This is a genomic window from Pseudomonas spelaei (genome assembly GCF_009724245.1).
In the GTDB taxonomy this organism is placed as follows: Bacteria; Pseudomonadota; Gammaproteobacteria; order Pseudomonadales; family Pseudomonadaceae; genus Aquipseudomonas; species Aquipseudomonas spelaei.
The window spans coordinates 198,391-216,379 of the sequence record NZ_WNNK01000010.1 but is presented as its reverse complement, the minus strand read 5'-3'; the positions used below and the strand labels follow the sequence as shown (position 1 = coordinate 216,379).

Here is a 17,989-nt window from a genome sequence, read left to right as displayed (position 1 = left end):
TGCCCTATCGACACGCCGGCTTCTGCCTGGCCACGAGGCTTTCTCATGTTTGATGTCGTTTCTTCGAGCAAATGGCCTACCGGCTTCCTGATCAATCCCAACGTTGAACCCCTGGATCCAAAGTGGCTGAAGGAATTCAGCAAGATCCCGGCCGCTGCCGTCAGCGATTGCCTGGGTCGTAACGTCGGAGGCCTGGGCCTCAAGTCCTTCCACGGTAATGCCCCCATGCTTGGCAGCGCATTGACCGTGCGCGTGCGCCCAGGTGACAACCTGATGATTCTCAAAGCCATGCAGATGGCCCGTCCGGGCGATGTGCTGGTAATCGACGGCAGCGCCGACCTGACCCGCGCCGTATTCGGCGGCATCATGCGCGCCATGGCCTTGAAAGCCGGCATCGTCGGCGTGGTGATCAACGGCGCCCTGCGCGACCTCGATGAATGGCAAACCGGCGAACTACCGGCCTACGCTATCGGCGGCGTACACCGTGGCCCGAGCACCGACGGCGGCGGCGAGATCAACGTGCCGATCTCCTGTGCTGGCATGCTGGTCGCTCCGGGCGACCTGATGATTGGCGATGGCGACGGCGTGGTGGCCGCATCCCGCAGCGAACTGCCGGAACTGCTGGTGCGTTGCCACGACCTGCTGGCCCGCGAGAAGGCTACACTGGCGGCTATCGAAGCCGGCACCCTGGACCCTGATCGTTTTGACGCCATCCTGCGCGCCAAGGGTTGCCCGGTCTAAAGTCAAACGCATCGCAGGCAAGCCAGCTCCCACATTTGAATGTATTCACAGATCAAAGTGTGGGAGCTGGCTTGCCTGCGATAAGGCCCTCCGGGCCAATGCAGCCCACAAGGAGGTCCACGTGTTCGATGCTCACCCGCACTTAAAAAAACATTTCTCTGCCCTGCGCACCACCGCTGAATTCTTTTCCCTGCGCTATGTCCGCGAATCCGGCCAATACCTGTCGGTGCGCAAGAACGTCGCCGAACCGCCGCACCTGAATCACGACGAAGGCGCCATGCTCACCGTGCGCCTGGGCGGTGTCGAAGCCTACGCGGCAACCAACGACATTTCCCTGCCTGGCCTGCAAGCCGCTCTTGAACGTGCCGAACAGCAAGCCCGGCGGATCTTGCCCCATGCCCTGCTCGACCTGCGCGACCAGCCAGTGTCCAGCGACGTGGCCGACTACCTCTCGCCAGACCTGCACCAACCCTTCCCGTCCTTGAGCGATTGCTACCAACTGCTCGGCAGTGAATCCGCCGCGGTGCCCAAGGACGAGCGCCTGGTGAACTGGGAAGTCAGCCTGGGCATGACCCATGTTGAACAGATTTACCTCAACAGTGCCGGCGCCGAGTTGCGCCAGGCCCAGCGTTTCGTGTTCCCGGGCCTGAGCGTCACCGCCTACGACGGCAACGACAGCCAGACCCGTACCCTGGGCGGCACCAACTTCGGCCAGCAAGGCGGTGCGCAGGTGATCAGCCGCTTCGGCCTGATTGGCGCAGGCTCCCGGATCGCCGACCAGGCGCTGCAACTGCTGCTGGCTCCGAACACGCCAGAAGGCCCGCGCGACCTGCTGCTGATGCCCGACCAGATGATGCTGCAGATTCACGAGTCCATCGGCCACCCGCTGGAACTCGACCGCATCCTCGGCGACGAGCGCAATTACGCCGGCACCAGCTTCGTCAAGGCCAGCGACTTTGGCCACCTGCAATACGGCTCCAAGCTGCTCAACGTGACTTTCGACCCGGACATTCCCGAACAGCTCGCCAGCTACGGCCATGACGACGACGGCACCGCTGCCAGCAAACAATTCCTGATTCGTGAAGGCCTGCTGCTCAAACCGCTGGGCGGTGCGCTGTCGCAGTACCGTTCCGGCATGAGCGGCGTGGCCAACAGCCGCGCGTGCAGTTGGAACCGTGCGCCTATCGATCGCATGGCCAACCTCAATATCGAGGCCGGCGACCAGAGCCAGGCACAACTGATCGCAGGCATCGAGCACGGCATTCTCATGTCGACCAACCGCTCGTGGTCCATCGATGACGCGCGCAATAAATTCCAGTTCGGCTGCGAATGGGGCCAGTTGATTGAAAATGGCGAGCTCAAGGGCGTGGTGAAGAACCCCAACTACCGGGCCATTTCCGCACAGTTCTGGCGCAAGCTCAGCGCCGTCGGCGATGCCAGCACTTTCCAGGTGCTGGGTACACCGAACTGCGGCAAGGGCGAGCCCAACCAAGTGATCCGCGTCGGCCATGCGTCGCCGGCCTGTGTGTTCAGCAACGTCGACGTGTTTGGGGGAGATGCCTGATGAATACCTTCAAGGCTCTGGTGGATTGGCTCAAACACGCCATCACCGATACAGAACAGTTCCACCTCGGTTACGCGGCGGAGTCGTCCGAGTTCGTGCGCTTCAACCACGCCCAGGTGCGCCAGGCCGGTCACGTGCAACAGGCCAGCCTGAACTTGAAACTGATCCATGACGGTCGTCACGCCGACCTCGGTATCACCCTGGCCGGCGAACCGATACTGGACCGCCAACGCTTGGCCGACGGCCTGCAACAACTGCGGGAAACCTTGCCGTTGCTGCCTCAGGATCCGTATCTGCTGCTTAACCACAATGCCTGGCAAAGCAAGGACGAACAGGACCAGCCGCTGCCAGAACTGACCCAGGTTCTGGAAGAAATCAGCCAGGCCGCAAAGGGCGTTGATATGGTCGGCTTTTATGCTGCCGGTCCCATCAGCCGCGGCTTCGCCAGCTCGAACGGCGCCTTTGGCTGGCATCAGGCCAACAGCTTCAACTTCGATTTCAGCCTGTTCCATGCCAATGGCGAAGCTGTGAAAGCCAGCTATGCCGGCAACAATTGGGACAGTACAACCTTCGCCCGCCGATTCCAGCAGGCCCGTGAGCAGCTTGAGTTTCTCGGCCGACCGCTGCACCCGCTGGCACCCGGCCAATACCGTGCGTACCTGGCTCCGGCGGCGCTGGAGGAAATCATCGGCATGCTGACCTGGGGCGGTTTCTCTGCCCAGGCCATCGCCAGTAAAGGCAGCCCGCTGCAACGGCTGTACGCAGGTGACCAGGCACTCAGCCCGTTGGTGTCGGTGGATGAGCAGGTCAGCGGTTCGCTAAGCCCGGCGTTTTCCCGCGAAGGCTATCCGCGCAGCGACGTGAAGCTGATCAATGCAGGCAAAGCCGATGAGCGCCTGGTCAACTCCCGCAGCGCCGCCGAATACGGCTTGAGTACCAACGGCGCGCAAAGCGATGAAACCCCTACAGCCCTGCAAATGGCCGCAGGCAGCCTGGCCCAGGCCGATATCCTCAAGCAGTTGGGCACCGGCCTGTACATCAGCAACCTGTGGTACCTGAACTACTCCGACCAGCCGGCGGCGCGCCTGACCGGCATGACCCGCTTCGCGACGTTCTGGGTGGAAGACGGCGAGATCAAGGCTCCCGTGAGCACCATGCGCTTTGATGACAGTGTCTATAACCTGCTGGGGTCGCAGCTGGAAGCGTTGACCGCCGAGCGAGAGTTGCTGCTGTCGGCCAGTACTTACAGCCAGCGCAATACCTCGTCAAACCTGTTGCCGGGCGCCTTGGTAAAACGTCTGACCCTAACCCTTTAAACACCGATGAGACCCCATGTGGGAGCTGGCTTGCTCGCGAATGCGGTGTATCAGCCAGCAAATAAGTTGACTGACACACCGCATTCGCGAGCAAGCCCGCTCCCACACAACCCCCGCCCTAGACACCTGGCCAGTCGGCCAGTTGTCGCGCTCAAAAATCCTCGTTATAAAGGTTGGTGGCATCTAGCCACGCCTGCGCGGTAAAAATAACTCAAACAACTACTCCGCCGTCCTCAACCCACTTGTCCCAAGTGAAGCATGACCTTGTCCGGGAAAGGGCAAGCTGGAGCGTTGACATGAACCATGGAAGTTTTGTCATTGAAAAGCTGTTCAAGCACTACAACGTTCACGTAGAGCAGCTTGGTAACCACCCAGAAAAGAAAACCGTGCTGTTGGTCAATGGCGCGCTGTCCACCACCCGCTCATTTGCGCGCACCAGCAAATGCCTGGCGGAGCACTTCAACGTGCTGATGTTCGACTTACCGTTTTCCGGCTATTCACGCCCCTACAATACCCACCTGGATCTGGTGACCAAGGACGACGAAGTGGAAATCCTGCGCGCACTGGTGGAGCGTTTTCAGGTTAACCACCTGGTGTCGGCCTCATGGGGCGGTATCTCCACGCTGCTGACCCTGGCGCGCAACCCACCCTCCATCGAAAGCTCCGTGGTAATGGCGCTGGCGCCCAATCTGAACCAGGCAATGCTCGAATACGTGGAACGAGTTCGGGTGCTGATCGAGGCCGATGACAAGTCTGCCGTCGGTCATCTGCTCAATGAGACGGTGGGCAAATACCTGTCCCCCAGGCTCAAGCGCAACAATCACCATCACCTGTCGAACATGGCCACCACCGAATACCGTCAGGCACGTTTTCACATCCACCAAGTGCTGCAACTGGGGGATGGCAACTACCTGCCGCAGCTGCGCCAGATTGAAACACCGGTGCACTTTCTCAACGGTACGCTGGACGAATACACCCCGGCGAATGAGGCGCAGTTGTTCAAGCAGTATGTCGGCCGCAGCAGTTTTGCCACCGCCGAACACACCGGCCATTTGCTCGACCTGGAATCCCGCGAGGCCGCCCTCTCCGTGCATCGGGCGCTGATCGATTTTCTGGTGGGCAAGGACGTATCGTTGTCAGATATAGACGAACCGCCAGTGGGAAAACGCGTAGGTGATAGCGCATAATCAGCACTACATAGCCTGCTAACAAAAGGGTTCTCAATGCCGAATCGCGTCCCGCTCGATGCCAAGACCGCCCGCTGGCTACCTTGGGTGGTAGCGATTGCCTTCTTCATGCAATCGCTGGACGGGACGATCCTCAACACGGCACTGCCGGCCATGGCCCGGGACCTGGCGGAAGACCCGCTGCGCATGCAAGGCGTAGTGATCGCCTACATGCTTACCGTCGCCTTGCTGATCCCGGCCTCGGGCTGGGTTGCCGACCGCTTCGGCACCAAAAAAATCTTCTTCGGCGCGATCATGCTGTTCAGCATCGGCTCGTTGCTGTGCGCCTTGTCCAGCACCTTGACGATGCTGGTGGGTGCGCGGGTGATCCAGGGCCTTGGCGGCGCGCTGATGTTGCCGGTCGGCAGGCTGGTGGTGCTGCGTGCCTACCCGCGCTCGGAGCTGGTGCGCATCATGGGCTTCATCACCATTCCCGGCCTGCTCGGCCCATTGCTCGGCCCGACCATGGGCGGCTGGATGGTGCAGTACCTGACCTGGCACTGGATTTTCCTGATCAACTTGCCGGTGGGCATGATCGGCTGCTACGCCGTGTGGAAATTCATCCCGGACTTGCGGGGCAGCGAACGCACACGCTTCGACAGCGTCGGCTTTCTGCTGTTTGGAGCGGCGATGGTGCTGATCACCATCGCCATGGAGGGCCTGGGCGAGTTACACCTGCCGCACCTGCGGGTGATGTTGCTGTTGTTCGGCGGCTTGGCGTGCCTGGCGGCTTATTGGCTGCGGGCCGGGCATATCGATAACCCGCTGTTTTCGCCGGTGCTGTTCAAAACCAGAACCTTCGCCGTGGGTATCCTTGGCAATCTGTTCGCCCGCCTGGGCAGCGGCGCCCTGCCGTTCCTGGTGCCGCTGCTGTTGCAGATCGCCTTGGGCTACTCGCCGTCCGAAGCCGGGATGAGCATGCTGCCCCTCGCCGCAGCGGCCATGTTTGCCAAATCCATTGCCCGGCCGCTAATCGAGCGCTTGGGCTATCGCATTGTCCTGACCGGCAACACGTTGTTCCTCGGGATCATGCTGGCGAGCATGGGCCTGGTCAGCGAACACACGCCCTACCCGCTGCTGCTGGCGATGCTGGCCGTTCTGGGGGCAATCAACTCCCTGCAATTCACCGCCATGAACACCGTGACCCTGATCGACCTCGACGACGCCCAGGCCAGCAGTGGCAATAGCTTGCTGTCGGTGGTGGCGCAATTGTCCCTGAGCCTGGGGGTGGCCTGCGCCGGTGCGTTGCTGGGTGGTTTTACCGCCGAGGTTGGCAACGATGGCGTCAGTACGGTACTCGGCGCATTCCAGCTGACCTTCCTCACCGTGGGCATCATGGCGATGCTGGCGGCGGCGATCTTTTTGCAGCTGTCACCCACAGATGGCCGACGGGTGGTCAACCGCGAGCACGACATCGAGCACTAATAGCCGCTGCGATGGGCTGGGCAGCGGCCCCAAAGCGGCGGCCCTGCGGCCCGCATCGCAGCCTCGTGCCTCGACAGCGGCTACTGGCCTACAGCTTCTCGTCTGGAACGTGCAGGGAAAATCCTTCGGGGCTGCTACACTGCGCGACATTTTGTTTTGCAGGCCAGTCCCGTGACCACCATCGCCACCGCTTTTAATACTTTGCCGCTGTCCGCCGCCATGCTGGCTAACCTGGACGCTCTTGGTTATACCCAGATGACGCAGATCCAGGCGCAAAGCTTGCCGGTGATCCTCAAGGGGCTGGACCTGATCGCCCAAGCCAAGACCGGCAGCGGCAAGACAGCGGCCTTTGGTATCGGCCTGCTGAACCCGATCAACCCGCGCTATTTCGGCTGCCAGGCTCTGGTGATGTGCCCGACCCGTGAGCTGGCTGACCAGGTGGCCAAGGAAATCCGTCGCCTGGCCCGCGCCGAAGACAACATCAAGGTATTGACCCTGTGCGGCGGCGTGTCCCTCGGCCCGCAGATCGCCTCGCTCGAGCACGGCGCACACATCATCGTCGGCACGCCGGGCCGCATCCAGCAACACCTGCGCAAGGGTTCGCTGGTGCTCGACGGTTTGAACACGCTGATCCTCGACGAAGCCGACCGCATGCTCGACATGGGCTTCTACGACGCCATCGAAGACATCATCAGCAAGACCCCGCCACGCCGCCAGACCCTGCTGTTCTCCGCCACCTACCCGGTGAGCATCAAGCAGCTGGCGTCCAAGTTCATGCGTGCGCCGCAGCAAGTGAAAGCCGAGGCGTTCCACTCGGACGAGCAGATCGAGCAGCGTTTCTACGAGATCTCCCCGGAAGAGCGCATGGATGCGGTGACCAAGGTCCTGGCCCACTTCCGCCCCGCCTCTTGCGTGGCCTTCTGCTTTACCAAGCAGCAAGTGCAGGAAACCGTTGATCACCTGACCTCCAAAGGCATTTCCGCCGTCGGCCTGCATGGCGACCTGGAACAGCGTGACCGTGACCAGGTACTGGCGATGTTCGCCAACCGCAGTACTTCGGTGCTGGTCGCCACTGACGTTGCCGCCCGTGGTTTGGACATTGATGCACTGGACATGGTGATCAACGTCGAACTGGCCCGCGACTCGGAAATCCACATCCACCGCGTTGGCCGTACCGGTCGCGCCGGTGAAACCGGCATCGCTATCAGCCTGGTGGCACCGTCTGAAGCCCACCGCGCCCAGGCCATCGAGCTGCTGCAGAAGTCGCCACTGAACTGGGACCAACTGAGCAACCTCAAGTCCCAGGGCGGCGCACCGCTGCTGCCGGCCATGAGCACCTTGTGCATTGCGGCCGGGCGTAAAGACAAGGTTCGTCCGGGCGACATCCTCGGTGCCTTGACCGGTGACGCAGGGATTCCAGGTGCCCAGGTGGGCAAGATCGCGATCTTTGATTTCCAGGCGTTTGTGGCGGTGGATCGCACGATCGCCAAGCAGGCATTGCAGCGTTTGAACGACGGCAAGATCAAAGGCCGTTCGTTGCGCGTTCGGATTCTGTAACGGTCTCAAGTTACACAGAGATCAAAATGTGGGAGCTGGCTTGCCTGCGATGGCGGCGGGTCATTCAACAGAAAGGTTGAATGTGCCGGCCTCATCGCAGGCAAGCCAGCTCCCACATTTGATTGCATTGCAGATCAGGATTTGCAGTGAACCAACATTTGCATGAGGACACCGTTTTGCGCTCTACCGAAGTCGTAATCATTGGCGCCGGCGCCGCAGGTTTGATGTGTGCGCTGACCGCCGCCGGCCGTGGGCGCAAAGTGATGTTGATCGACCACGCGAACAAGGCTGGCAAGAAGATCCTGATGTCTGGCGGTGGCCGCTGCAACTTCACCAATATGTACACCGAGCCCGCCAACTTCCTCTCCCACAACGCACACTTCTGCAAGTCCGCCCTGGCCCGCTACACCCAGTGGGATTTTATCGGGCTGGTGGCCAAGCACGGCGTGCCGTACCACGAGAAGAAACTCGGCCAGTTGTTCTGCGATAACAAATCCAGCGACATCCTCGGCATGCTGCTGGACGAGTGCATCCAGGTCGGCGTCAGCCTGCACCTGGACACCTCGGTCCAGGAGATCGCCAAGCTCGACAGCGGTTATCACTTGCAGACCACCCTGGGCGAGCTGCGCTGCGAATCCCTGGTGATCGCCACGGGCGGGTTGTCGATCCCGACGCTGGGCGCCACCGGTTTCGGTTACCAGGTGGCCAAGCAGTTCGGCCATGAACTGCTGCCGACCCGCGCCGGCCTGGTGCCGTTCACCATCACCGATCAGCTTAAGGAGCTGTGCGGCGAACTGTCCGGCACTTCAGTGGATTGCCTGGTGAGCTGCAACGACCAGAGCTTTCGCGAGAATATCCTGTTTACCCATCGCGGCCTGAGCGGGCCGGCGATCTTGCAGATTTCCTCGTACTGGGAATCCGGCGACACCGTTGAAATCAATCTGCTGCCCGACCACGACGCCCACACCTGGCTGCAACAGCAACAGGCCGAGCGCCCCAACAGCGAGTTGAAAACCCTGCTGGGTGAGATCTTCACCAAGAAGATGGCCAACCTGTTGGCCGAGACGTGGTTTGAGTCCAAGCCAATGAAGCAGTACACCCATGCCGAAGTGGCGGACATCGCCAACAAACTGGGAAGCTGGCAGTTGGTGCCGGCGGGAACCGAAGGCTATCGCACAGCGGAAGTGACCCTGGGCGGCGTGGACACGCGGGAAGTGTCGTCCAAGACCATGGAGTCGCTGAAAAGCCCGGGGCTGTATTTCATTGGCGAAGTGCTGGATGTGACCGGGCACCTGGGCGGGTTCAACTTCCAGTGGGCGTGGGCTTCGGGCTACGCCGCCGCGCAATACGCCTGACACAACGCGGTAAAAAATGTGGGAGCTGGCTTGCCTGCGATGACGGTTAATCAGTCAACAATGATGTTGAATTTACCGCCCTCATCGCAGGCAAGCCAGCTCCCACAGTTGATCTTCATTGTTTTCAAACAAGTGCCCCGGAACAAATTTTGCTGTCCGATGTGATCGCCACGCTTGCCGTGGCGTCATTACTGGCTCAATTTAGCGACATCGTCCCGGAAGACCCCAGACTTCATGTCATCGACCTCGTTCCGCCAATCCATGCGGCGCCTTTGGGCGCTGGATAAGTTCAGCTACAGCGTACGGGTATTCATCGCCCTCACCGGCAGCATGGCGCTGTGTTGGTATCAAGATGAAATGGCGCTGCTGATCCCGCTGTTCCTGGGGATTATCGCCAGCGCCCTGGCCGAGACCGATGACAGTTGGCAAGGCCGCCTCAACGCCCTCGCGGTAACGCTGGTGTGTTTCAGCGTCGCGGCGCTGTCAGTCGAACTGCTTTTCCCCTACCCCTGGATCTTCGCCATCGCCCTGGCCCTGGCGAGTTTCGGCCTGACCATGCTCGGGGCATTGGGGGAACGCTACGGAGCGATCGCTTCGGCCACGCTGATTCTCTCGGTCTACACCATGATCGGTGTGGACCAGCGCGGCGGAACGGTCACGGAGTTCTGGCATGAGCCGCTGCTGCTGGTGGCCGGTGCCGCCTGGTATGGCGTGCTCTCGGTGTTGTGGCAGGCGCTGTTTTCCAATCAGCCGGTGCAACAGAGCCTGGCGCGGTTGTTCCGTGAGTTGGGGCGTTACCTCAAACTCAAATCGTCACTGTTCGAACCGATCCGCCAGCTGGATGTAGAGGCGCGACGCCTGGAGCTGGCCCAACAGAATGGTCGGGTGGTGGCGGCCCTGAACGCCGCCAAGGAAATCATCCTGCACCGGGTCGGCAATGGCCGACCGGGGTCCAAGGTCAGCCGTTACCTCAAGCTGTACTTCCTGGCCCAGGACATCCACGAGCGCGCCAGTTCCTCCCACTACCCTTACAACGCCCTCGCCGAAGCCTTCTTCCACAGTGACGTGCTGTTCCGCTGCCAACGCCTGCTGCGCCAGCAAGGCAAGGCCTGCCAGACCCTCGCCGAATCGATACAGATGCGTCAGCCCTTCGTCTATGACGACAGCTTCGCCGAGGCCCTGAGCGACCTCAACGCCTCCCTCGAGCACCTGCGCATCCAGAGCAACCCGGCCTGGCGCGGTTTGCTGCGTTCCTTGCGCGCCCTGGCGGCCAACCTGTCGACTCTGGACCGGCTGCTTGGCGACGCCAGTAACCCCGACAGCCTGGCCGATGCCACCGACAGCAGCCTGCTGGACCGCGCACCGCGCAACCTCAAGGAAATGTGGACGCGCCTGCGCACCCAGCTGACGCCGACGTCATTGTTGTTCCGGCATGCCCTGCGCCTGCCCCTGGCATTGAGTATCGGCTACGGCATGGTGCATTTGATCCACCCGTCCCAGGGTTACTGGATCATCCTCACCACGCTGTTTGTCTGCCAACCCAACTACGGCGCCACCCGGCGCAAGCTGGGCCAGCGGATCATCGGCACCGCCATCGGCCTGACCGTGGCCTGGGCGCTGTTCGATTTGTTCCCAAGCCCGCTGATCCAATCCACGTTCGCTATCGCCGCAGGCCTGGTGTTCTTTATCAACCGCACCACGCGCTACACCCTGGCGACCGCCGCGATCACCTTGATGATCCTGTTCTGCTTCAACCAGGTGGGCGATGGCTATGGACTGTTCCTGCCACGGCTGTTCGATACCCTGCTGGGCAGCCTGATCGCCGGGCTGGCGGTGTTCCTGTTCCTGCCGGACTGGCAGGGCCGTCGTCTGAACAAGGTGCTGGCCAACACCCTGACCTGCAACAGCATCTACCTGCGGCAAATCATGCAGCAGTACGCCGCCGGCAAAAGCGATGACCTGGCTTACCGCCTGGCCCGGCGCAATGCCCACAACGCCGACGCCGCACTGTCCACCACCCTGGCCAACATGCTGATGGAGCCGGGCCATTTCCGGAAGGAAGCCGATGTAGGCTTCCGCTTCCTGGTGTTGTCCCACACCTTGCTCAGCTACCTGTCGGGGCTCGGTGCCCACCGCGAGACCCAACTACCGGCCGAAGTGCGTGAACACCTGATCGAAGGCGCCGGCAATACCCTGGCGGTGAGCATCGACGAAATCGCCACGGGGCTGGCCAACAAACAGCCAATCGCCATCCAGAGCGACGCCGAGGAAGCACTGGCGGTTGAGTTGGAGCAGATGCCGGATGAGATCGATGAAGGACAACGGCTGGTGCAAACGCAGTTGGCGTTGATTTGCCGGCAGTTGGGACCGCTGCGGACGTTGGCCGCGCACTTGATCAAAGACAGCAGCGCCGCGTAGGCCGCTACATCCCGTGCTGCTTCATCAACCGCGCATAACTGCCGTCCGCTTTCATCTTGGCAATCTCCCGATCAAAGTCGGCGACGATCTGCTCATGCTGCGAATTTTTCAGGCTGACCAGGATATGCAGGCTGTTTTCGCTCAACGGCGTCGGCAGGAACTCCACCGCATTGCGCACCCTGGGCGATTCTCGGGCCAGGTAATAACGGGCGACAAACTCATCCTCCACCGTTAGCCGCACACGCTTGGCCGCCAGCATCCGCACGGCCATGGCGAAGTTATGCACAGGTACTTTCTGTAACTGAGTGTCGCTGTCGAATGCCGCCGCGTAGGCATAACCGCGTACCACCGCGATGGGGTATTCGTGCAGTTGCTGCAGGTTCTGGAACTCGATTGGGTCGTCCCGGCGCTTGATAAACCGTACCCGGTTAAGCAAGTACTCACCGGAAAACTGCCCCAGGTGAGTGCGGGACTCGTCATACCAGGCGTTGATCAGCACGTCATAGCGCCCATCGCCCACGCCCATCAGCGCCCGCGCCCAAGGCACCTGTTCAAAATCGCTGGCATAGCCCGCACGCGCCAGGGCAGTGCTGACAATATCCGTGGCCAGGCCGCCATTGACCAGGGTCGAATCAGTGAAAGGTGGCCAGCTATCCGCCACCAGGCGCAAGCGGTCTGCCGCAGCCGTCTGGGCCAACAACAGCAGTGCGAGCAAAGCAACGGCAGGAGACAATCGCGGCATGCTTGATGTCCTTTCGCAGCGGGCAAAATCCCAATGAGAGATGACAGTTCTTGCACAAATACAGGACCTGACTGTAGCTCATCACTCGGGCTGTACCGCAGATTACACAAAGAAGCCCGAGGCGGAAGCGCTCAATGATGGCAAATTGACGCCACTCACAAAACTGGCGAATTATTCATCCCAGGCCTCGACAACCAAGACAGTTGCGGCACACCGGCTTACTATCCCAGACAGGTAATTAATCGGGATGGAACGATGACAGTTGATTGGGTCTGCAAACACCACAACGACTTGGGCAAGGAGCAGTTGTACGCCATCTTGCGCCTGCGATCGGAGGTCTTCGTTGTCGAGCAAAAATGCGTCTATCAAGATATCGATGGCCAGGACCTGGAGGGCGATACCTATCACTTGATGGCCTGGACCGATGATCATCTGGTGGCCTACCTGCGTCTGCTCGACCCCGAATCACAAGGCGGTGACGTGATCATCGGCCGGGTGATCGTTGCACCGAGCGCCAGAGGGACGGGGCTTGGTCATCAGATGATGGATGAAGCGTTGAAACAGGCCGAGAAGCAGTGGCCCGAGGTACCGATCTACTTGTCGGCCCAGGCACATTTGCAGGGGTATTACGCAGGCTACGGCTTTGTCGTGGCGGGAGAGGAATACCTGGAAGATGACATTCCTCACATCGGCATGCGTAAAACTTAGTACGCCATCGCGGGCAAGCCCGGCTCCCACGGGGAAATGCAATCACATGTGGGAGCCGGGCTTGCCCGCGATGAGGCCAGACCCAACACCCCCTGATTCAGGGGTAGCCCAGTACCTGTTTGATCTGCACCAGGTTGTCCTTGATCCAGCGCTGATCAATCGCGCCCCAACTGCGAATCCGATAGCGCCCGGCATGGTTACGGGCGCCCTCTTCCTGTTCAAACTCACAGACAATATCCAGGTCCGCCAACGCCGCAAGGGTGTCTTGCGCCGTGCGCCTGGGCATGCCAGTGACTTCGGTCAGCGCCGGGACGCTGCTGGCCTGTTGGCTGTCGATCAGATACGCCACATACAGGCGGCGGTAGAAACTGCTCTTGGTCTTGCTGACATCCATGCTCGCTGCCCTCTGTCGTTTATGCCTGCGCCTTGCCCTGCAAATCCCGGTACGTCAGGTATACCCGCAGGTCGAATTCCACCTGATGGTACCCCGGCAGCATGTGTTCGCAGAGTTTGTAGAACGCCTTGTTGTGATCTGACTCCTTGAAGTGCGCCAGCTCGTGCACAACGATCATCCGCAGAAACTCCGGCGCGGCGTCCTTGAACAATGAGGCGATGCGGATCTCTTTCTTCGACTTGAGATTGCCACCCTGCACCCGCGAGATGGTGGTGTGCAGGCCCAGGGCGCGATGGGTCAGGTCCAGGCGGTTATCAAATAGCACTTTGTCGATGGCCGGGGCATTACGCAGGTGCTCCTGCTTCAAGGCCAGGGCGTAGCTATAGAGTGCTTTATCGCTCTGTACACCATGGCGCTCGGGATAACGCTGGCTCAAGTAGTCGCCCAATTGATCCTTGGCGATCAATTGGCGGACTTGGTCCTGCAAGGCAGCGGGATAAGCCTGGAGGTATTTCAGCGCGGTCATGGGCTCAGCGACAGAGGATTTGAAGGGCGCCAGTGTAGCGAATTCATCAGGGCACCGCGCGCAGGGTAATGGATCCAATAAAGCAACAGACAGGAAAGTTTCATCATTGTGTCAAAGCTCAGGCAACTGACTAACGGTCAGCCTTCACAGGCCACGGTTTACGGGGAACATGGCTTTTTGACAGGTTATTGACGTCAATTAATCAACTTAAAAATGTTAACAAACCGTTGCCGGGCACTTATAAAGAACGTGATTTCCCTTCTCATTCTGCATAAAGGCTTACTCAATGATTGATCTGTCCACCTGGAACCTGAGCATCCCCGTCGGCTCCCCGCCCACAACCATCGACACCCCAAAGCTGCTCAGCGGGTTCAACGGCCAGTACTTCCAGGCAGAAGGCAGCAGCATCCAGTTCTGGACGCCCGTCACCGGCACCCGCACCGAAAACGCCATCTACCCACGCAGCGAACTGCGAGAAACCTACGCCGACGGCCGCTTGCGCAACTGGACCTATCCCGAGGCCGACAACTTCCTGCGCGCCACCCTGGCCGTCAACCAAGTGCCGTCTTCCGGCAAGATCGTCATCGGTCAGATTCACGCTTATGACAGCCAGAAACCGCTGGTCAAAGTCGAATACCAGTACAAGGAAAAAACCCAGACCGGCAACATCGTGGCCAAAGTGCGCATGCGTCCGGATGATGGCGAAGGCCGGGTAATCATCGTCGCCGAAAACGTGCCTCTGGATCGCAATTTCACCTACGTCATCCACTTGAATCGCGCCGGCCTGTTGAGCGTCGAAGCCGCCAGCGGGCAATGGAACGAACGCATCGGCGCCGCCTGGGGGGCAAAGCCTCTGTACTTCAAGGCTGGGGTCTATGTGCAGGACAACAGTGGCGATAGCAAGGAAGGCGGCAAGGTGACGTTTGCCAAACTGGATATTGACCACGAGTAACTCGGCCATAAAAAAACCCGCATCACTGCGGGTTTTTTATAAATGCTTAGGGCTTAGTTAACCTTGGCGTTCAACTCACCTTTCAAATAACGCTGGTACATCGCTTCCAGGGAGATCGGTTTGATCTTCGAAGCATTACCCGCCGTACCGAACGCTTCGTAGCGCGCAATACATACATCACGCATCGCGGTCACGGTAGCGCCGAAGAATTTACGTGGGTCGAATTCGCTCGGGTTGGTGGCCATCAGGCGACGCATCGCACCGGTGGACGCCAGGCGCAGGTCAGTGTCGATGTTGACCTTGCGCACGCCGTATTTGATGCCTTCAACGATTTCTTCAACCGGCACGCCGTAGGTTTCTTTGATGTCGCCGCCGTACTGGTTGATGATCGCCAGCCACTCTTGCGGAACCGAGGAAGAACCGTGCATCACCAGGTGGGTGTTAGGGATGCGTTTGTGGATTTCCTTGATGCGGTCGATGGCCAGCACGTCGCCGGTAGGTGGCTTGGTGAACTTGTAGGCGCCGTGGCTGGTACCGATGGCGATGGCCAGGGCGTCGACCTGAGTGCGCTTGACGAAGTCAGCCGCTTCTTCCGGATCGGTCAGCATCTGGCTGTGATCCAGCACGCCTTCGGCACCGATTCCGTCTTCTTCACCGGCCATGCCGGTTTCCAGGGAACCCAGGCAACCCAGCTCGCCTTCTACCGATACGCCGCAGGCGTGAGCCATGGCTACGGTTTGTTGGGTAACGCGCACGTTGTAGTCGTAGTCAGTCGGGGTCTTGCCGTCTTCGCCCAGGGAACCGTCCATCATCACCGAGCTGAAGCCCAGTTGGATGGAGCGCTGGCAGACGTCAGGGCTGGTGCCGTGGTCTTGGTGCATGCACACCGGGATATGCGGGAACTCTTCGATTGCTGCAAGGATCAGGTGACGCAGGAACGGGGCACCGGCGTATTTGCGGGCGCCGGCCGAAGCCTGGACGATCACTGGAGAGTCAGTCTTGTCAGCGGCTTCCATGATGGCGCGCATCTGCTCAAGGTTGTTGACGTTAAAAGCTGGAACGCCGTAGCCGAACTCGGCTGCGTGGTCCAGCATTTGACGCATGCTGATAAGTGCCATTGTGTCTCTCTCCCGGTCGAGGGTCGTTAATCGTGCAAGCCTGCCGTAGCGGCGGCTGCTATTCAAGTTATTGCCGATCGGGTGTTGAAGTCCGATCAGCTGAATCGTTATTGCATTGAGACCTAAGGCGCTTTACAGCCCCGGCCAATCAAATCGTCGGTGGCAACCCAGTAAATCAGGCCTTCCTCACCCTTTGTGTGAAACGCCAACTGGGCATTGCTGTACAGCACACCCGAAGCCGCTGGCTCCTGCTTGAGGCGATAGACCTGATCCGAACCGCCAAGGCGTACATCCACCTGGCTATGGCTGGCATCGGTAAACCGCCAAACCACTTGTGCCTGGCTGTCGCAGGTCCAGGTGGTCCATTTGTCTTGCGGCGTAGCCTTGCTGTCGAACATGTTCAAGTTGCTGCAACCGGCCAATAAAGCCAGGGCTGCCAGGGCGATAACGCCTTTCATTGCCAATCCTCGAACGGCGGCATAGCGCCGCCATTGCTGTCGGTTAATGAGTCAGACCCGTCAAGGGCAACCCTGTTCCTTACCTTTGGGCGGGGAGTCGTACTTCTCCAGCCCGTCCGGCCCGATGCGCTTGCTGATCACCGGCATGGTTTCGGCTTGCCAGTCGGCCTGGTAGCAGCCCTTGCCCGGCGCAACCTGTTCAGCCTCGGGCGTGGCCTTGGGCGAACTGCCGCAACCAGCCAGCAGACCCGCCGTGATGACCAGCGCTAACGACTTGACCATGGGAATGCTCCTTTTCCTGCTCGTGAGCCTTAACCTTTGGCTCGGCTTTCCAATACTTCGACCGCTGGCAGCACTTTGCCCTCGACGAATTCGAGGAACGCGCCACCACCGGTAGAAATGTAGGAGATCTGATCAGCCACGCCATATTTATCGATGGCCGCCAGGGTATCGCCGCCGCCCGCGATGGAGAACGCAGAGCTTTCAGCGATAGCGTGCGCCAGCACTTTGGTGCCGTTGCCGAACTGGTCGAACTCGAACACACCGACCGGGCCGTTCCACAGAATAGTCTGGGACGACTTCAGCAGTTCAGCAAAGTTGGCAGCGGTTTGTGGACCGATATCCAGAATCATGTCGTCAGCAGCGACGTCAGCGATCAGTTTGACCGTAGCGGTGGCGCTTTCAGCGAATTCCTTGGCAACGACCACGTCCACCGGCAGCGGTACGCTGACCTTGGCGGCGATGGCACGCGCGGTATCGAGCAGGTCGGGTTCGTACAGGGATTTGCCCACCGGGTGGCCGGCAGCCGCCAGGAAGGTATTGGCAATACCGCCGCCGACGATCAACTGGTTGCAGATCTGGCTCAGGCTGTTGAGCACATCCAGCTTGGTCGACACCTTGGAGCCGGCAACGATGGCCGCCATCGGCTGGGCCGGAGCGCCCAGCGCCTTGCCCAGTGCGTCCAGCTCAGCAGCCAGCAACGGGCCAGCAGCCGCAACCTTGGCGAACTTGGCAACGCCATGGGTCGAACCCTCGGCGCGGTGAGCGGTACCGAAGGCGTCCATCACGAACACGTCGCACAGGGCGGCGTATTGTTGGGCCAGTTCGTCGCTGTTCTTTTTCTCGCCCTTGTTGAAGCGCACGTTTTCGAACAGCACGATGTCGCCGGCCGCAACAAAGACGCCACCCAGGTAATCCGCTACCAGCGGCACTTCGCGGCCCAGGGCCTTGCTCAGGTAATCGGCGACAGGCTTGAGGCTGTTTTCCGCCGAGAACTCACCTTCGGTCGGACGACCCAGGTGGGAGCAGACCATCACGGCCGCGCCTTTTTCCAGGGCCAGCTTGATGGTCGGCAGCGAGGCCAGGATTCGCGCATCGCTGGTGACAACACCGTCCTTGACTGGGACGTTGAGGTCTTCGCGGATCAGTACGCGCTTACCTTGCAGATCGAGGTCGGTCATCTTCAACACGGTCATGGGTCGCAGTTCCT

General features: G+C 60.3%; 17 protein-coding genes. 10 read left to right on the top strand and 7 right to left on the bottom strand.

Going from position 1 to position 17,989, the window contains the following annotated elements; genetic code table 11:
• From GNF76_RS14330 to yccS, 8 genes are all read left to right on the top strand, one after another.
• Positions 1 to 741, top strand: a 741-nt coding sequence (locus GNF76_RS14330) for an RraA family protein (protein ID WP_343037820.1), incomplete at its 5' end; no start/stop codon positions are given.
• Between the two features lie 121 nt (positions 742 to 862).
• Positions 863 to 2,305, top strand: coding sequence for a metallopeptidase TldD-related protein (locus tag GNF76_RS14325; protein ID WP_178123334.1), 1,443 nt, complete (start codon positions 863 to 865; stop codon positions 2,303 to 2,305).
• Positions 2,305 to 3,621, top strand: a complete 1,317-nt coding sequence (locus GNF76_RS14320) for a TldD/PmbA family protein (protein ID WP_155583794.1) — start codon at positions 2,305 to 2,307, stop codon at positions 3,619 to 3,621. Before GNF76_RS14325 ends, GNF76_RS14320 begins: the two co-directional genes overlap by 1 nt.
• Positions 3,622 to 3,917: 296 nt before the next feature.
• Positions 3,918 to 4,808, top strand: coding sequence for an alpha/beta fold hydrolase (locus GNF76_RS14315; protein WP_155583793.1), 891 nt, complete (start codon positions 3,918 to 3,920; stop codon positions 4,806 to 4,808).
• 36 nt (positions 4,809 to 4,844) lie between these two features.
• Complete coding sequence (mdtD, locus tag GNF76_RS14310; RefSeq protein ID WP_155583792.1) at positions 4,845 to 6,272, top strand: multidrug transporter subunit MdtD; 1,428 nt, start codon at positions 4,845 to 4,847, stop codon at positions 6,270 to 6,272.
• A gap of 219 nt (positions 6,273 to 6,491) precedes the next feature.
• Complete coding sequence (dbpA, locus tag GNF76_RS14305; protein ID WP_246211911.1) at positions 6,492 to 7,829, top strand: ATP-dependent RNA helicase DbpA; 1,338 nt, start codon at positions 6,492 to 6,494, stop codon at positions 7,827 to 7,829.
• A gap of 176 nt (positions 7,830 to 8,005) precedes the next feature.
• Positions 8,006 to 9,184, top strand: a complete 1,179-nt coding sequence (locus tag GNF76_RS14300; RefSeq protein ID WP_155583804.1) for a BaiN/RdsA family NAD(P)/FAD-dependent oxidoreductase — start codon at positions 8,006 to 8,008, stop codon at positions 9,182 to 9,184.
• Between the two features lie 234 nt (positions 9,185 to 9,418).
• On the top strand, positions 9,419 to 11,602 hold the full coding sequence (gene yccS / locus GNF76_RS14295) for a YccS family putative transporter (RefSeq protein WP_155583790.1): 2,184 nt from the start codon (positions 9,419 to 9,421) through the stop codon (positions 11,600 to 11,602).
• 4 nt (positions 11,603 to 11,606) lie between these two features.
• Here the strand turns inward: yccS and GNF76_RS14290 are convergent, their stop codons facing one another.
• Positions 11,607 to 12,344: a substrate-binding periplasmic protein gene (locus tag GNF76_RS14290; RefSeq protein ID WP_155583789.1), complete on the bottom strand. Its 738-nt coding sequence runs from the start codon at positions 12,342 to 12,344 to the stop codon at positions 11,607 to 11,609.
• Between the two features lie 255 nt (positions 12,345 to 12,599).
• Between GNF76_RS14290 and GNF76_RS14285 the strand changes: the two genes are divergently transcribed.
• The gene (locus GNF76_RS14285; RefSeq protein ID WP_155583788.1) at positions 12,600 to 13,052 is read left to right on the top strand and encodes a GNAT family N-acetyltransferase; all 453 of its coding nucleotides are present in this window, start codon (positions 12,600 to 12,602) and stop codon (positions 13,050 to 13,052) included.
• Positions 13,053 to 13,149: 97 nt separating this feature from the next.
• Here the strand turns inward: GNF76_RS14285 and GNF76_RS14280 are convergent, their stop codons facing one another.
• Positions 13,150 to 13,446: a winged helix-turn-helix domain-containing protein gene (locus GNF76_RS14280; protein ID WP_155583787.1), complete on the bottom strand. Its 297-nt coding sequence runs from the start codon at positions 13,444 to 13,446 to the stop codon at positions 13,150 to 13,152.
• A 19-nt stretch (positions 13,447 to 13,465) separates the two neighbouring features.
• Positions 13,466 to 13,972, bottom strand: a complete 507-nt coding sequence (locus GNF76_RS14275; RefSeq protein WP_155583786.1) for a M48 metallopeptidase family protein — start codon at positions 13,970 to 13,972, stop codon at positions 13,466 to 13,468.
• Between the two features lie 286 nt (positions 13,973 to 14,258).
• On the opposite strand from GNF76_RS14275, the gene GNF76_RS14270 reads away from it, so the two are divergent.
• Positions 14,259 to 14,924 (top strand): polysaccharide lyase family 7 protein, encoded by a 666-nt coding sequence (locus tag GNF76_RS14270; RefSeq protein ID WP_155583785.1) that lies wholly within the window; start codon positions 14,259 to 14,261, stop codon positions 14,922 to 14,924.
• Between the two features lie 53 nt (positions 14,925 to 14,977).
• Here the strand turns inward: GNF76_RS14270 and fba are convergent, their stop codons facing one another.
• The 4 genes from fba to GNF76_RS14250 all read right to left on the bottom strand — a co-directional run bounded on the left by fba (position 14,978) and on the right by GNF76_RS14250 (position 17,975).
• On the bottom strand, positions 14,978 to 16,042 hold the full coding sequence (gene fba, locus GNF76_RS14265) for a class II fructose-bisphosphate aldolase (protein ID WP_007913760.1): 1,065 nt from the start codon (positions 16,040 to 16,042) through the stop codon (positions 14,978 to 14,980).
• A gap of 122 nt (positions 16,043 to 16,164) precedes the next feature.
• A complete protein-coding gene (locus GNF76_RS14260; RefSeq protein ID WP_155583784.1) occupies positions 16,165 to 16,500 on the bottom strand; it encodes an MliC family protein in 336 nt (111 codons plus the stop codon).
• A 60-nt stretch (positions 16,501 to 16,560) separates the two neighbouring features.
• Entirely contained in the window at positions 16,561 to 16,782 is a 222-nt protein-coding gene (locus GNF76_RS14255) for an META domain-containing protein (protein ID WP_155583783.1), read from the bottom strand.
• 29 nt (positions 16,783 to 16,811) lie between these two features.
• Positions 16,812 to 17,975 carry a phosphoglycerate kinase gene (locus GNF76_RS14250; protein WP_155583782.1) on the bottom strand — a complete coding sequence of 388 codons (1,164 nt, stop codon included), beginning with the start codon at positions 17,973 to 17,975 and terminating at the stop codon, positions 16,812 to 16,814.
• Between the last annotated feature and the right edge of the window lie 14 nt (positions 17,976 to 17,989).

Coding starts and splice junctions, on each gene's coding strand:
- dbpA (WP_246211911.1), top strand. CDS start 6,492: ATGCTGGCTAACCTGGACGCTCTTGGTTATACCCAGATGACGCAGATC.
- fba (WP_007913760.1), bottom strand. CDS start 16,042: ATGGCACTTATCAGCATGCGTCAAATGCTGGACCACGCAGCCGAGTTC.
- GNF76_RS14285 (WP_155583788.1), top strand. CDS start 12,600: ATGACAGTTGATTGGGTCTGCAAACACCACAACGACTTGGGCAAGGAG.
- yccS (WP_155583790.1), top strand. CDS start 9,419: ATGTCATCGACCTCGTTCCGCCAATCCATGCGGCGCCTTTGGGCGCTG.
- GNF76_RS14290 (WP_155583789.1), bottom strand. CDS start 12,344: ATGCCGCGATTGTCTCCTGCCGTTGCTTTGCTCGCACTGCTGTTGTTG.
- GNF76_RS14255 (WP_155583783.1), bottom strand. CDS start 16,782: ATGGTCAAGTCGTTAGCGCTGGTCATCACGGCGGGTCTGCTGGCTGGT.
- GNF76_RS14260 (WP_155583784.1), bottom strand. CDS start 16,500: ATGAAAGGCGTTATCGCCCTGGCAGCCCTGGCTTTATTGGCCGGTTGC.
- GNF76_RS14270 (WP_155583785.1), top strand. CDS start 14,259: ATGATTGATCTGTCCACCTGGAACCTGAGCATCCCCGTCGGCTCCCCG.
- GNF76_RS14320 (WP_155583794.1), top strand. CDS start 2,305: ATGAATACCTTCAAGGCTCTGGTGGATTGGCTCAAACACGCCATCACC.
- GNF76_RS14280 (WP_155583787.1), bottom strand. CDS start 13,446: ATGGATGTCAGCAAGACCAAGAGCAGTTTCTACCGCCGCCTGTATGTG.
- GNF76_RS14275 (WP_155583786.1), bottom strand. CDS start 13,972: ATGACCGCGCTGAAATACCTCCAGGCTTATCCCGCTGCCTTGCAGGAC.
- GNF76_RS14250 (WP_155583782.1), bottom strand. CDS start 17,975: ATGACCGTGTTGAAGATGACCGACCTCGATCTGCAAGGTAAGCGCGTA.
- GNF76_RS14315 (WP_155583793.1), top strand. CDS start 3,918: ATGAACCATGGAAGTTTTGTCATTGAAAAGCTGTTCAAGCACTACAAC.
- mdtD (WP_155583792.1), top strand. CDS start 4,845: ATGCCGAATCGCGTCCCGCTCGATGCCAAGACCGCCCGCTGGCTACCT.